The 12,892-nt window shown below is 72.8% G+C and carries 13 protein-coding genes, 3 tRNA genes and 1 pseudogene; 10 read left to right on the top strand and 7 right to left on the bottom strand.

Going from position 1 to position 12,892, the window contains the following annotated elements; genetic code table 11:
• Positions 1-47 precede the first annotated feature (47 nt).
• On the top strand, positions 48-734 hold the full coding sequence (locus HD596_RS42825; protein WP_185075121.1) for a TetR/AcrR family transcriptional regulator: 687 nt from the start codon (positions 48-50) through the stop codon (positions 732-734).
• Here HD596_RS42825 and HD596_RS42820 read toward each other — a convergent pair.
• Positions 718-1,470: a MerR family transcriptional regulator gene (locus HD596_RS42820; protein WP_185075120.1), complete on the bottom strand. Its 753-nt coding sequence runs from the start codon at positions 1,468-1,470 to the stop codon at positions 718-720. The two genes, HD596_RS42825 and HD596_RS42820, sit on opposite strands and share 17 nt — an antisense overlap.
• Before the next feature lie 222 nt (positions 1,471-1,692).
• Between HD596_RS42820 and HD596_RS42815 the strand changes: the two genes are divergently transcribed.
• From HD596_RS42815 to HD596_RS42800, 4 genes are all read left to right on the top strand, one after another.
• A tRNA-Ala gene (locus HD596_RS42815) sits at positions 1,693-1,763 on the top strand.
• Between the two features lie 13 nt (positions 1,764-1,776).
• Positions 1,777-1,849: transfer RNA gene (locus HD596_RS42810), tRNA-Leu, on the top strand.
• A gap of 12 nt (positions 1,850-1,861) precedes the next feature.
• Positions 1,862-1,934: transfer RNA gene (locus HD596_RS42805), tRNA-Glu, on the top strand.
• A 287-nt stretch (positions 1,935-2,221) separates the two neighbouring features.
• Positions 2,222-3,043, top strand: coding sequence for a nitroreductase/quinone reductase family protein (locus tag HD596_RS42800; protein WP_185075119.1), 822 nt, complete (start codon positions 2,222-2,224; stop codon positions 3,041-3,043).
• Here HD596_RS42800 and HD596_RS42795 read toward each other — a convergent pair.
• The gene (locus tag HD596_RS42795) at positions 3,004-3,762 is read right to left on the bottom strand and encodes a nucleotidyltransferase domain-containing protein (RefSeq protein WP_185075118.1); all 759 of its coding nucleotides are present in this window, start codon (positions 3,760-3,762) and stop codon (positions 3,004-3,006) included. The genes HD596_RS42800 and HD596_RS42795 overlap by 40 nt on opposite strands.
• 110 nt (positions 3,763-3,872) lie before the next feature.
• Between HD596_RS42795 and HD596_RS42790 the strand changes: the two genes are divergently transcribed.
• A complete protein-coding gene (locus HD596_RS42790) occupies positions 3,873-4,322 on the top strand; it encodes a MarR family winged helix-turn-helix transcriptional regulator (protein WP_313046321.1) in 450 nt (149 codons plus the stop codon).
• A 6-nt stretch (positions 4,323-4,328) separates the two neighbouring features.
• Here the strand turns inward: HD596_RS42790 and HD596_RS42785 are convergent, their stop codons facing one another.
• Positions 4,329-4,982 carry a response regulator transcription factor gene (locus tag HD596_RS42785; protein ID WP_185075116.1) on the bottom strand — a complete coding sequence of 218 codons (654 nt, stop codon included), beginning with the start codon at positions 4,980-4,982 and terminating at the stop codon, positions 4,329-4,331.
• Positions 4,970-6,085, bottom strand: coding sequence for a sensor histidine kinase (locus HD596_RS42780; protein WP_185079050.1), 1,116 nt, complete (start codon positions 6,083-6,085; stop codon positions 4,970-4,972). Before HD596_RS42780 ends, HD596_RS42785 begins: the two co-directional genes overlap by 13 nt.
• A 140-nt stretch (positions 6,086-6,225) precedes the next feature.
• Here HD596_RS42780 and HD596_RS42775 point away from each other — a divergent pair, with 140 nt between their 5' ends.
• Both HD596_RS42775 and HD596_RS65200 read left to right on the top strand, forming a co-directional pair.
• Complete coding sequence (locus HD596_RS42775) at positions 6,226-6,603, top strand: DUF6069 family protein (protein ID WP_185075115.1); 378 nt, start codon at positions 6,226-6,228, stop codon at positions 6,601-6,603.
• A pseudogene (locus tag HD596_RS65200) lies at positions 6,600-7,577 on the top strand (alpha/beta hydrolase); the annotation flags it as partial. The gene HD596_RS42775 and the pseudogene HD596_RS65200, both read left to right, overlap by 4 nt.
• A gap of 90 nt (positions 7,578-7,667) precedes the next feature.
• Here the strand turns inward: HD596_RS65200 and HD596_RS65195 are convergent.
• The gene (locus tag HD596_RS65195; protein ID WP_185075114.1) at positions 7,668-8,414 is read right to left on the bottom strand and encodes an NADPH-dependent F420 reductase; all 747 of its coding nucleotides are present in this window, start codon (positions 8,412-8,414) and stop codon (positions 7,668-7,670) included.
• A 123-nt stretch (positions 8,415-8,537) separates the two neighbouring features.
• On the opposite strand from HD596_RS65195, the gene HD596_RS42760 reads away from it, so the two are divergent.
• Positions 8,538-9,386 carry a helix-turn-helix domain-containing protein gene (locus HD596_RS42760; RefSeq protein ID WP_313046320.1) on the top strand — a complete coding sequence of 283 codons (849 nt, stop codon included), beginning with the start codon at positions 8,538-8,540 and terminating at the stop codon, positions 9,384-9,386.
• A gap of 78 nt (positions 9,387-9,464) precedes the next feature.
• Here the strand turns inward: HD596_RS42760 and HD596_RS42755 are convergent, their stop codons facing one another.
• Positions 9,465-10,397, bottom strand: a complete 933-nt coding sequence (locus HD596_RS42755) for an NAD-dependent epimerase/dehydratase family protein (RefSeq protein ID WP_185075112.1) — start codon at positions 10,395-10,397, stop codon at positions 9,465-9,467.
• An 82-nt stretch (positions 10,398-10,479) separates the two neighbouring features.
• On the bottom strand, positions 10,480-11,388 hold the full coding sequence (locus HD596_RS42750; RefSeq protein ID WP_185075111.1) for an RNA polymerase sigma-70 factor: 909 nt from the start codon (positions 11,386-11,388) through the stop codon (positions 10,480-10,482).
• Between the two features lie 160 nt (positions 11,389-11,548).
• On the opposite strand from HD596_RS42750, the gene HD596_RS42745 reads away from it, so the two are divergent.
• The gene (locus HD596_RS42745) at positions 11,549-12,889 is read left to right on the top strand and encodes an FAD-binding oxidoreductase (protein ID WP_185075110.1); all 1,341 of its coding nucleotides are present in this window, start codon (positions 11,549-11,551) and stop codon (positions 12,887-12,889) included.
• Positions 12,890-12,892 lie beyond the last annotated feature (3 nt).

Below are 12,892 nucleotides of genomic sequence, written 5' to 3'. Positions count from 1 at the left end.
GTATCGACCATAGACGGTGTAATCTCGTTCCTCAAGGAGGTGATCCCATGCTCGTCTGGGAGCGGCCCGAGCCGCCGAGCAGGCCCACGCCGAGCCCGCTGAGCAGGGAGCAGATCGTGCGCGCGGCCATCGACCTCGCCGACCGCGAGGGACTCGACGCGGTGTCGCTGCGCAAGGTCGCCGCCGCGCTCGACGCGGGCCCCATGCGCCTGTACGGCTACCTGGCCACCAAGGAAGAGCTGCTGGACCTCATGGTGGACGAGGTGTACGGCGAGATCGTCCCGTCAGAGCCGGCCGGCGGCGACTGGCGGGCGGCGCTGCGGGACCTCGCCCGGCGCCTCAGGCAGGCGGCGCTGCGTCACGAGTGGTTCGCCGACCTGCTGGGCGGGCGGCCCCAGCTGGGGCCCAACGCGCTGGCCTACCTGGAGACCTCCCTGACCGCGCTGAAACACGTGCCGGTCGCCACGATGCTGCGGGTCGTCAGCACCGTGAACGCGTACGTGATGGGCGCGGTCCGCCGCGAGATCACCGAGCTGCGCACAGAGCGCGCCAGCGGCCTGGACGAGCAGGAGTGGCGGAGCACCGTCGGCCCGTACCTCACCCGGATGCTGGCCACCGGCCGCTACCCGGAGGTGGCCAGGTTCGTCGCGAGCGAGGACGTCGAGCCCGACTTCGACGAAGGTCTCGACTGGGTGCTCGACGGGGTCGCCCCGCACGTCACCGGCGCGCCATGATCCGCATCGCCTGCCGTACGACCTCGGCCTGCGCGGGGGCGAGCCCGTCGAGGAACGGCTCGACCGCCGCCGAGTCCCAGTCGGGCGGGCCGGAGCCGGCCAGCAGGTGCACCACGCTGTAGTCGGCCAGCGCCTCCGCCAGCGGCCCCACCTGCGGATCGTCCGGCGAGGCGTCGGCCAGCGCGTCGAGCCTGCGGTAGAAGTCGTGGCCGCGCGCCGCCATCGCGGGGTCGGCAGCCAGCGCGTCGAACATCGCGAACGCCTGCTTCCGGTCGCCGCTCGTCGCCATGCTGTCCATCAGCACCAGCAGATCGCGGTCCCAGGCCGCCGCCTTCGACGCCGGGAGCTCCACCGTGCGCAGGAACGCCAGCAGATCGGGCGACGAGGTGTCGTCGGGGCCCAGCGACCCGGCCTCGGCCTGCTTGAGCACCTCGGCCAGCCGCCGGCGGCGCAGCTGGATCTCGTGCTCCTGCCGGGCCAGGTCCGCGTCGATCTCGACGAGGATGTCGGACAGCTCGCGGGAGCGGTCGTCCGCGATGACGTCCCGCGCCTCCTCCAGGCTCAGCCCGAGCTCCACCAGGCGCCGCACGCGGGCCAGGGCGATGGCGTCGCGCATGCCGTACTCGCGGTAGCCGTTGGCCAGGCGCGGCGGCTCCGGCAGGATGCCTTGCTGGTGGTAGTAGCGCACCGTCCGGGTGGACACCCTGAGCAGCGCGGCGAGCTCTCCGATCCGCATGCCCCACCATAAATCAATGGCAGGCGCCGACGCGCACCGGCTACTGTCATCTTCGTCGGAAGAACGAAAGAAAGGCCTCCCATGCGATTCGCAGCCGAACGCCGCTATCGCCGGGGCGCGGCGTGCGGCGGCGCGCTCGGGCCGGCCGGACGGGCTTCTGGATAATCCTCTCAAGGATCCTCCAGAGGCCGCCGGGTGAGCCACCGGGCGGCCTTTCTCTTTGGGCTGATGGTGAAAAGGCATCACACCTGCCTTGCACGCAGGAGTTCAGGTTTCGAGATCCTGTCGGTCCACGAAAACGCCGGCACGTCCGTAGCCCAATGGCAGAGGCACCGGTCTAAGGAACCGGATGGTGCGGGTTCGAATCCCGCCGGACGTACGTAAGAAAAAGGCCCCGTTGGTCCAGCGGTCAGGACGCCCGGCTTTCAACCGGGAAATCGCCGGTTCGAGTCCGGTACGGGGTACGGCCTGCCGTTTATCGCCCCCGACAATCCGACTCCGTCCTCGCGCACTTCCCCCGGGCGAGTTGACATCCGGCGCCGATCAACGTGTAATGGCCGTCGCGTCGCGTGACGCCGGCCGTGGGGACGGCGGCGGCATGGAGGCGCCGAAACCAAAGGGGATGAGGCCGATGACTTCTCACATCGCTGGGCGTGCCTGAACGCAGCTGACCCGCGCACGCCGTTGCGGCGTGCTCCGACGGGTTTCCCAGGTCATCGAAGAACCCATTCCGCTTTGGAGCGAAACACGCATGCCCATTGACTTCAACCAGCAGATCATCGACGAGTTCCGGGCCAACCGCGGCCAGGTCGGCGGCATGTTCGAGGGAGCCAGGCTGCTCCTTCTGACGACCGTCGGAGCGCGCACGGGCGCGCGCCACACGACGCCGCTCGGCTACCTGCCGGACGGCGAGCGCAACCTGATCATCGCCTCGGCCGGCGGCTCGCCGCGGCACCCGGCCTGGTACCACAATCTGGTCGCCAACCCGCAGGTCACCGTGGAGGACGGCGTCTTCACCTACCAGGCGAAGGCGGTCGTGCTGGAGGGCGAGGAGCGCGACCGCATCTTCGCCCGCGCCGTGGAGGCCGACCCCGGCTGGGGGCGTTACCAGGAGAGTGCGGGCCGCGTCCTGCCCGTGGTCGCGCTCCTCCCGATCTTCGACGGGCCGCCGCCGGGCCGCCTGGGTGACGCGCTCAAGGTGGTGCACGACGCCTTCCGCAGGGAGCTGTCCCGCATCCGCACCGAGGTCGCCCGGTCGGGCCCGCGCCTGGGTGCGCAGCTGCGCGTCAACTGCCTGACCATGTGCGCCAACCTGCACGAGCACCACACGCGCGAGGACGAGGCCGTCTTCCCCGCGGTGGAGGCGCGCTATCCGGAGCTGGAGCCGGTGATGGACCGGCTGCGCGCCGAGCACGAGACCGTCCAGCGGCTGCTGGGAGAGCTCCAGGCGCTCCTGCGTGACGACGGCCTCTCCCCCGGCACGTTGCTGGCGGAGGTCGAACGGCTCACCCGCGAGGTCGAGGCCCACCTCGACTACGAGGAGGAATACCTCGTCCCGCTGCTGAACGGCTGATCCCGCACGACGGGCGGCGAGGTCGGCGGGTCCCAGTGGGCGATGCGGACCTCGCGCAGCCACGCTTCGACCGTCGCCTCGTCGGGCCGGTCGGGCAGCGGCGTACGCACGGTGTCGAACACCTCCTCGGTGGCCGCCAGCAGGGCCTGGGCCTCCTCGAGGCTGCCGGCGGCGACCCTCTCCCCGAAGGCGCGGATCGCCTCGGGGTCGGGGAGCCGGATCGGCAGGTGGCCGGTCTCGTACAGTTCCCGCCCCTGGTGCAGGAGGCGGGCGAGGTGGCGGGCGTGCTTGCTGGTCCGCTTGCGGGTGTCGGCCGAGAACGAGCCGTCGCCGCGCTGGTCGAGGCGTTTGAACTGCTGGGTGGCGTACCCGAGGTAGGCGTTGCGGACCCGCGGGCCGGACAGGAACGCGGTCCGGATGGCGATCAGCCGGTCACCGAGCGGGGTGCGGGTCTCGTACAGGTCGTCGGGCAGCCACACCAGCTCCATCACGGTGGGATTGCCGCCCAGCGCGAGCGAGCACCACTTGCCGGCCTCGTGGAGCGAGCGGTCGGGGTTCGTCTGGACGATGCTCTCCTTGGGCCGGGACAAGCCGACCATGGCCAGTGTGGGGCTGGCGAAGACGCCGAGCCGGTCGACGTCGGAGTCGGGCCCCGCCAGGCCGTAGGCGGTGGAGCCGACGACTCCGGCGAGCAGCACGTTGGTAGGGGTGTTGGTCACGGTATGCCCCTTCGAGTCGCACACTTCCGTCGAAGATAGGGCAAATGATCAAATTTCGCGGCCGATTATCGGGTCAGCGCAGCTCAAGCAAGATTCGGTATGTTCTCGGCGTGGACGACACCTCGCGCGACGATCTCGACGTGGACGCCTTCACCATGGCGATCGAGCACTTCAACCGCTTCTACATCCGGCTCCCCGTGCTGGAGAAGCTGCCGTTCACGACCCTGTCGGTGCTCGACACCCTCGCCTTCAGCGACGGCCCGATGCGGCTGACCGACCTGACCAGGACCGAGCAGGTCAGCCAGCCCGGCATCACCCAGCTCATCACCCGGCTGGAGCGCGACGGCCTGGTGGAGCGCCGCCCCGACCCGACCGACGGCCGCGCCGTGCTCGTCCACATCACCGAGGCCGGGCGCCGGATCGGCCGCTCCCGCCACGCCGACCGCACCCGCCACCTGGCCCCGCTCGTCGCCCGGCTCACCCCGGAACAGCGCCGGGCGATCGCCGCCGCCCTGCCGGCGCTGACCCGCCTCGCGGAGCTCGGCCGCGAAAGCCCCTGATCATGTTCAGGCGAGGCCCGCGTCGTGGGCGAGGAGCGCGATCTGGGTGCGATTGTCCAGGTCGAGCTTGGTCAGGATGTTGGAGACGTGCGCCTTCACCGTCGTGATGCCCATGGCGAGCTCCGCGGAGATGTCCGCGTTCGTCCGGCCGCGCCCGATCGCGAGGGCGACCTCGTACTCGCGGGGGGTGAGGGCGGCCAGGGCGGCGCGGGCCCGCTCGTAGGCCCCGGCCTGGGCGACGGTGCGCTCCATCAGCCGCCGGGTGATGCGCGGGGACAGGATCGGATCCCCCGCCACGACCCGGGTGACCGCCTCCACGATCTGCGGCGGCGGGGTGTCCTTGAGCAGGAACCCGCTGGCGCCGGCGCGCAGCGCGTGCAGGATGTTCTCGTCGGTGTCGAAGGTGGTCAGGACGATCACCTCCGGCGGGCGCGCGCGGGCGCGGAGCCGGCGGGTGGCGGTGATGCCATCCACACGAGGCATCCGCAGGTCCATGAGCACGACGTCGGGCGCGTGGGCGTCGGTGGCGGTGACGGCCTCCTGGCCGTCGGCCGCCTCGCCGACGACGGAGATGCCCGCGACACCGTCCAGCATCATGGACAGCCCGGCCCGGACCAGGGCGTCGTCGTCGACCAGGAGCACGCGGATCACGCGGGCCATGGTAGCCACGCCTGGAGCCGGAACCGCCCACCGGTCCTGTGGTGGTCCAGTTGCCCGCCGGCCAGCCGTACCCGCTCGGTGAGCCCGACCAGGCCGACGCCGCTGCCGGGCGCGGCCGGCGCCGAGCCGGGCGGGGGCAGCGGGTTGCTGATGTCGATCAGCAGGCGCGTGCCCGGGGCGCCGCGCAGCAGCACCTCCACCGGCTGGCCGGGGGCGTGCTTGCGGGCGTTGGTCAGCCCTTCCTGGACGACCCGGTAGCCGGTCCGCCCGGCGACGGGCGGGGCGGCGCCCTCGGTCTCGTCGCTGACCTGTACGGCCTGACCTGCCTGGCGCGCTTCGTCGACCAACCGCGCCACGTCCGCCAGCGTGGGCTGGGGTTCCAGCTCGTCCAGGAGGTCGTCCTCCTCGCGCAGCAGGCCGATCACCTGGCGCAGCTCCTCCAGCGCCTGGTGGACTCCGGAACGGACCACCCCGGCGGCCCGGGCGAGCTGGTCGGGCGAGGAGTCAGGCCGGTACTCCAGCGCCCCCGCGTGCGTGGCCACCAGCGACAGGCGGTGGGCCAGCACGTCGTGCATCTCCCTGGCGAGCCGGCGGCGCTCGGCCATGCGGGCCTCGGCGACCCGCCTGCCCTGCTCGGCCTCGGCGCGGCGGGCGCGTTCGTGCAGCGAGATGAGCAGGGCGCGGCGGGAGCGGGCCAGCCCGCCCCAGCCGAGCAGCGCCCCGTACGCGGCGCAGATCAGCAGCAGCCACCAGCCGAGGGAGATGCCGGAGCTCGGCCGCCACAGCCCCTGGACCAGATGGGCCGCCATGCCCGCCGCCGCCACCGCCGCCGCGACGGGGAAGCGCCTGCGCTGGGCCACCTGCAGCGCCCCGGTCGTCGCCGCCGGCGTGGCCACCGGGGAGGCCACGGCGAGCAGGGCCGCGGCGAGCGCCCCGGAGACCGGCCACCACAGCTGGGCGAGCGCCGCGACCAGGCTCAGCACCGCCACCGCCACATCCGGCCACAGCAGCGGCCCGCCGCCCTGCCCCCACAGCGTCAGGCCGGTCAGCGCGCCCACCCCGAGGGCCATGGCCGCCACGGCCAGGGGCCGCGAGGGTCGCATCTCACTCACCGGCCCAGGTTAGTCGCCGGTACGAAGGAGCCATCACCTACTAAAGGAGGACCCGTACCCCACCGGGGACGGACAGAGCGCGACCGCGGGCCCGATGCGGCGACCCGCCCGGACGGGCGAGGCTGAGCGGCGTGAACACCTCCCTCAGAAGACTGCTCCTCACCGTGATCGCGGCCCCCGCGGCCGCCCTGGCCGTGTGGGCCCTGGCGGTGCCGCTGGCCGGCGCCGCGCTGACCGTGCGGACGGGCGGCGCCACGCAGACCGTCGGCCCGGTGTCGGTCATCGTCGCGAGCCTGGTGGTCGGGCTCGCGGGCTGGGCGCTGCTGGCCGTTCTGGAACGACGGGTCGCCAGGCCCGGCCGCGTCTGGACGATCACCGCCCTGGTCGTGCTCGTCCTGTCCCTTTTCGGCCCGCTCGGCAGCGCCGCCGGTCTCGCCGCGACGCTGGTGCTGATGCTGCTGCACCTGGTCGTCGGCGCCGTGCTCGTCGCGGGGCTGGCGCGGCGATGAACCTGCCCTTCGGGTACCTGATCACGCTGCTCCTCGTCGCGATCTGCACGTTCTTCGCGCTGGCCGCGCCCGGTCGTACCCGGCTTCTGGCCATGCTGAGCCTCCGGCTCGGCCTGGCCGTCAACGAGCTGCCCTTCGTGGTGTCGGCCTGGCTGCTGGCCGCCTCGGTGCTCGCCTTCGCGCAAGGCGACCTGACCTCGCCGATCATCGCGGGGGCGGCGGCCCTGACCATGGCGGGCCTGGTCCGGGTGGCCTGGCGCGGCCACCAGGCCCTGCCCGTCGTGCGGCGCGCCATGGGGGCGGTGCCCGTCTCGCGCCGCCTCCCGTACGGGCGCATCCTGCTCAGCCCTTTCCTGCGCCGCCGCCGCTCCGTGGAACGGATCCCCGACCTCCCGTACGGCACGGCCGGCAGGCGCAACCTGCTGGACCTCTACCGCCACCGCTCCCGGCCCACCGGGGCCCCGGTCCTGATCCACCTGCACGGCGGCGGCTACAGCGGCGGCAGGAAGGACAGCCAGTCGCTGCCCCTCCTCTACCGCCTGGCCGCACAGGGCTGGGTGTGCGTCAGCGCGAACTACCGGCTGCGCCCGCAGGCCACCTTCGACGACCACCTGGCGGACGCCAGGAAGCTGATCGCCTGGGTGCGGGAGCACGCGCGCTCCTATGGCGCCGATCCAGGCCGGATCTTCCTCGCGGGCAGCTCGGCCGGCGCTCACCTGTCGGCCATGGCCGCCCTCACCTCCGACGATCCGGCGTTCGTGGCGGGGGTGATCGGGCTGGGCGGCTACTACGGCCCCTACTACGGCGAGGGTCCGCGGACCTCGCCCCTCGCCCACGTCCGGCCGGACGCGCCGCCGTTCTTCCTCATCCACGGCGACCACGACACCGTCGCGCCGGTCGAGGGCGCCCGGCTCCTCGCCGGACGCCTGCGCGAGCTCTCGGCCCAGCCGGTCGCCTACGCCGAGCTGCCCGGCGGGCAGCACGCCTTCGACCTGTTCCACTCGCTGCGCTTCGAGGCCGTCATCAACGCCGTCGAGGCGTTCTGCGCGATGAGCCTTCAGGGGTCAGCCGGCGCTCGGGAGCCTGGCCTCGCCCGCCGGCCGGCGTTCCGCGGTCTCGACGAGCCTGCCGACCTGCGCGGCGGGGACGGCGATGCCGGGGTTCCCGAGGGTCCAGCGGAGGAAGTCCGCCACGCTCATGGCGGGTAGTTCGCCGAGGTAGGGCTGGATGTAGACCGGGGTGTTCGGTTCGCTGCGCCAGCTGTCGGCAAGCGTGCCGAGGTCCACCGCGTCATGGCCGAGGACGTCCAGCAGCCGGGTGGCCTCTGCCTTCGCCTCCGCGTCGTCGCCGGCGATGGGCAGGGCGTTGCGGTCGGGCGCGCCCGTGGGCCGGGCGAGGGTGAGCAGCTGGTGCGGGGTGATGTTGTTGAACGCCTTGACCACCCGGGCGCCGGCGAGGTGGCGCTGCACGAGGGCGCTGGAGGTCAGCTCGCCCGCGTCGAGTTCGGCCAGGTGGCCGTCCCGCTCCGGGTAGTAGTTCGACGTGTCCAGCACCGTCTTGCCGGCCAGGGCGCCGGCGGGCAGCCGGTCGCGGGCTTTCAGCGGGATGGCCGCCACCACCAGGTCGGCGGCGCGTGCCGCTTCGGCCGGGGTGGCCGCCCGGGCACGCCCGCCCAGCTCGGCGACGAGGTCCGCGAGGGTCTCGGGCCCCCGCGAATTGCTGAGGACGACCTCGAGGCCGGCCGCCACGGCCAGGCGGGCGACCGAAGACCCGATCATGCCGCTCCCGATGAGTCCGAGCGTCTGGGGCACGGTTCATCTCCAATTCGTTCAGGTGGGTAACTCGCCTGACAGCCTGGGACCCTGGCGGCCGCGCGGCCAGGCCCGTGTCCTGCGTACTCACGGCGTGATCACCCACGGCGTAGGGTGGTCGCCGTGGACGACCGGACCGAGCTGAGCGAGTTCCTCAAATCGCGCCGGGCCCGGCTGCGCCCGCAGGACGTGGGGCTGCGTGAGTACGGTGGGACACGCCGGGTCGCGGGGCTGCGGCGCGAGGAGCTGGCCCGGCTCGCCGGGGTGAGCATCGCCCACTACACGCGCCTGGAACAGGGCAGGGGCGACAGCGTCTCCGACGAGATCCTGGACGCCGTCGGGGCGGCGCTGCGCCTGGACCGCGACGAGCTGACCTACCTGCACGGGATCGCCCGGCCGGCCGTGGCGTGCGCGGCGGGCGACGCCGTTGTGCCCGAGAGCCTGCGCCACCTGCTGGAGTCGTTCGTGATGACGCCGGCGCTGGTGGTCGGCAGGCACAGCCAGATCGTCGGCTGGAACCAGCTCGCGGTGGCGGTGTTCGGCGACTTCCCCGCGCTGCCGGCGCGGCGCCGTACGCTCTCGCACCTGCTGTTCGCCGAGCCCCACCTGCGCGAGCTGCTCGGCACCGGCTGGGAGCGGGCGGCGCGCGAGCAGGTGGCGCACCTGCGGGTCCTGCTCGGGCGCTACCGCGGGGACTCCGGGCTCGCGGCGCACGTCGGGCACCTGCGGGAGCTGAGCGCGGACTTCGCGCGGATGTGGGCCGAGCATCCGGTCGCGCGGCTCCGGTCCCGTACGTACGTGCTGCACCATCCGGTCGTGGGCGAGCTGACCCTGCACGGCGAGCTCGTCGCGCTGCCCGACGAGCCGGCGTGCTGTGGGCTGGACCTGTTCGCCGCCGAGCCCGGCTCGGCCTCCGAGCAGGCGCTGCGGAAACTCGCGAGTCCGGGCGCGGCCGAGCCGTCCCCCCTGTGAGCCGGCCGCCGCCGTCGGCGACCATGCGCACGTCGGCGGCCAGCAGCGGCCGCAGGTCCTCGAACTCTTCGGCGCGGGTCATGCCAGCTCTTCCTTGAAGCCCTGCCGCCAGGAGGGGTGGCGCAGCTCCCAGCCGAGCTCCCGCTTGGCCTTGGCGTTGGAGAAGCCGCGCCCCTCGGTCATCATCGTCACCGCCACGTCCCCGGCCAGCGGCCGGGCCAGCCACGCGGGGACCCGCATCGGCCGCTTGGCGCCCGCGCACCCGGCCAGGTAGGGCAGCCACTGGGCGGCCGGGGCCGGTTCGTCGTCGACGATGTTGAACACTCCCCTCGCCCGCTGCTCCACGGCCAGGACGGTAGCGCTCGCCGCGTCGTCCAGATGCACCCACGAGCAGTGGCCGGCGCCACTTCCGACGACCGGGAACTGCCGCTTGCGGATGGGCTCGACCAGGTCGTCCGTGGCGCCCGGCCCGTAGAACCAGCCGTACCGCAGGACCGCGCCACCGGCCTTGACGACCGCGTCCTCGACGTGGCCGATCGCCTTCATCCCCGGCTCCGCCGGCGTCCCCGTCATCGGGTCCACCGGGTCCTGCTCGGTCTTCACCCAGCCGCCCGTACGGATGCCGTTCCAGGCGCCGTAGCTCTGCGCGACGAAGCCGGTCACGCCGGTCGCCTCGGCGGCGGCCAGCAGGTGGTCCGTCCCCTCGGTACGCAGCCGGTTGGTGCCGGCGAACCACCGATCCATGTGCTTCATGTCCGGCTTGCCGGCATGTGTCACGGAGATCGCGGTCATCTGGTGCACGATCGCGTCCGGCCGGGCCTTGGCCACCGCCTCACCGACCGACATTGCGTCCAGCCCGTCCATCACCACCGCCTCGGCGCCCAGCTGCTCCAGCAGTCCCCTCTTGGCCGCGCTCGTCGTCGAAGCCGTCACCTGGTGCCCCCGGGCCACCAGCAGCGGCACCAGCCGCCGCCCCAGAACCCCGCTCCCACCGGCCACGAACACCCGCATGATCATCACCTTCCCGAACTCAGAAAACTTGGCTTCGCACCCCACAGACGAGACAGCCCGCCCGGCTGTGACATCGCCGGGCTCAGCGGTGCAGGGCGGTCTCCCGCCCCATCCGCGCCAGCTTCTCGGGATTGCGCACGGCGTAGAGGCCGGTGATGAACCCGTCTTCGATGCGCACCGCCATGACGGTGTCGATCTCGCCGTCGACCCGGAAGACCAGCGCCGGGTAGCCGTTGACGTGTGCCGCCTGCACCAACTGCGTGGGGCGGATCCTGCCCAGCACGGAGGACACCTCGCCGGCCCCCACGACGGGCGCCAGCGCGGCCTGCTTGATCCCGCCACCGTCGGCCAGCAGGACGACGTCCGGCGCGAGAATGTCGAGCAGGCGTTGCAGATCGCCGGTCTGGACCGCCCGCTGGAACGCCTCCAGCGCGTCCCGCGTCTCGGCCGGGGAGACGACCCCGCGCGGCCGGCGCGCGGCGACGTGCGCCCGTGCCCGGTGGGCGATCTGGCGGACCGCGGCCGGGCTCTTGCCGACGGCTTCGGCGATCTCGTCGTAGTCCAGGTCGAACACCTCGCGCAGCACGAACACCGCCCGCTCGGTCGGCTGAAGCGTCTCCAGCACCAGCAGCATCGCCATCGAGACGCTGTCGGCCAGCTCCACGTCCTCGGCCACGTCAGGCGAGGTCAGCAACGGCTCGGGCAGCCACGGCCCGACGTAGGACTCCTTGCGCCGGCCCAGCGTACGCAGCCTGCTCAGCGCCTGCCGGGTGACGATCCGGACCAGGTACGCCCGCTGATCCCGCACGTCGTCAAGGTCGACGCCCACCCACCGCAACCACGCCTCCTGCAGGACGTCCTCGGCGTCGGCGGCCGAGCCGAGCATCTCGTAGGCGACGGTGAACAGCAGGTTGCGGTGGGTGAGGAACGCCTCGGTGGCGGCGTCCGGGTTCATGTCCCCGCCGCGGTCTTCGGGTGCGGTGTGCGGCATGGGTGGCTCCTGTTCGCTTCGACTGTGTCACCCACCAGACGCCGGAGCCCGCCGATTTGTGACGCCGCGGCCCCTGTGACACAGCTCACGTAGCCCGCGCTGTCACAGGGACCGGCTCGCCGGCGTCTCGTGTTCGCCCAGTACCTGTGGAAGGAACATCATGAGCTCAGCACTTGACACCCTGCGCCGCGACTTCGGCGGCGACATCATCGAGCCGGGCGCAGCGGAGTACGGGGCGGCCAGCCGCTCGGTACTGACCTCGGGCAGCCCAGCCTATGTTCTGCGGCCCAAGAGCGTCGCGGACGTGCGGGCGGGCGTCAGGTTCGCCGCCGGCAGCGGGCTCCTGCTGTCCGTACGCGGCGGCGGCCACGCCTTCGCGGGCTTCGGCACCAACGACGGCGGCATCGTCATCGACCTCGGCGGCCTCGCGCAGGTCGAGGTCATCGACAAGGAACGGCACCTCGTACGGATCGGCGGCGGCGCCACCTGGGGTCAGGTCGCGGCCGCCCTGGCCCCGCACGGCCTGGCGATCTCCTCCGGCGACACCAAGAGCGTCGGCGTCGGCGGGCTGACCTTGGCCGGCGGCATCGGCTGGAAGGTCAGGAAGTACGGCCTGGCCCTGGACAGCATGGTCGCCGCCGAGCTGGTCACGGCGAACGGAGAGGTCGTGCGCGCGAGCGCTGAGGAGAACCCGGAGCTGTTCTGGGCCCTTCGCGGTGGCGGCGGCAACTTCGGGATCGTGACCGCCTTCGAGTTCGCGGCACACCCGACGACGGACGTCTTCCACGGCAGGATCGCCTTCCCGGCGGCGGAGGCAGCCACCGTGCTGCAGGGCTGGGCGGACTACCTGCGCACCGCCCCCGAAGAGCTCACCTCCATCGCGAACCTCGCCAACCCCTTCGCCGGCGGGCCCCAGGCGCCGGTCGAGATCTTCGTCGCCTTCGACGGCGATGACCCGGAGCTCGCCGCGCAGGCCCTCGACCCGATCCGCCGGCTCGGCACCGTGATCGACGACGACGTGGCGCTGAAGCCCTATGCGGACGTGCTCGTGGACGGCGCGATCCCGCCGCCCGGCATCCGGCTGGTCACCCGGAGCGGCTTCGCCGACAAGGAGTCGGCACCCGAGGTCCTCCGGATCCTGGCCGAGGTCGGGGCCTCGGAGGGGACGCCGGTCATCGCCGTTCGCAGCGTCGGCGGTGCGGTGTCCCGCGTCCCGGCCGACGCCACCGCCTACGCGCACCGCCGGGCGGAGCTGATGTTCGTGACGACCGTCCTGGGTCCGGAGCCGGTCGTGGAGGCGACCCGTCCCGCTCTGGACGCGATCTGGGCGCGGCTCGCACCTCACGTCAGCGGCACCTACGCGAACTTCCTGGCCTCCGCCACCGAGGAGGACGTCGCCGCCGTCTATCCGGCGGGGACCTATGAGCGGCTGGCGGCGGTCAAGCGCCAGTACGACCCCGGCAACCTGTTCGCCCACAACCACAACATCCGCCCCCAGTAGGCC

The organism is Nonomuraea jabiensis, assembly GCF_014204795.1.
In the GTDB taxonomy this organism is placed as follows: domain Bacteria; phylum Actinomycetota; class Actinomycetes; order Streptosporangiales; family Streptosporangiaceae; genus Nonomuraea; species Nonomuraea jabiensis.
This window is presented reverse-complemented; position numbering and strand designations above follow the sequence as displayed.

Bases quoted from the DNA above. Each gene is read 5' to 3' on its own strand.
- HD596_RS42825 (WP_185075121.1), top strand. From the start codon at position 48: ATGCTCGTCTGGGAGCGGCCCGAGCCGCCGAGCAGGCCCACGCCGAGC.
- HD596_RS42820 (WP_185075120.1), bottom strand. From the start codon at position 1,470: ATGCGGATCGGAGAGCTCGCCGCGCTGCTCAGGGTGTCCACCCGGACG.
- HD596_RS42800 (WP_185075119.1), top strand. From the start codon at position 2,222: ATGCCCATTGACTTCAACCAGCAGATCATCGACGAGTTCCGGGCCAAC.
- HD596_RS42785 (WP_185075116.1), bottom strand. From the start codon at position 4,982: ATGGCCCGCGTGATCCGCGTGCTCCTGGTCGACGACGACGCCCTGGTC.
- HD596_RS42780 (WP_185079050.1), bottom strand. From the start codon at position 6,085: ATGCGACCCTCGCGGCCCCTGGCCGTGGCGGCCATGGCCCTCGGGGTG.
- HD596_RS42755 (WP_185075112.1), bottom strand. From the start codon at position 10,397: ATGCGGGTGTTCGTGGCCGGTGGGAGCGGGGTTCTGGGGCGGCGGCTG.
- HD596_RS42750 (WP_185075111.1), bottom strand. From the start codon at position 11,388: ATGCCGCACACCGCACCCGAAGACCGCGGCGGGGACATGAACCCGGAC.
- HD596_RS42745 (WP_185075110.1), top strand. From the start codon at position 11,549: ATGAGCTCAGCACTTGACACCCTGCGCCGCGACTTCGGCGGCGACATC.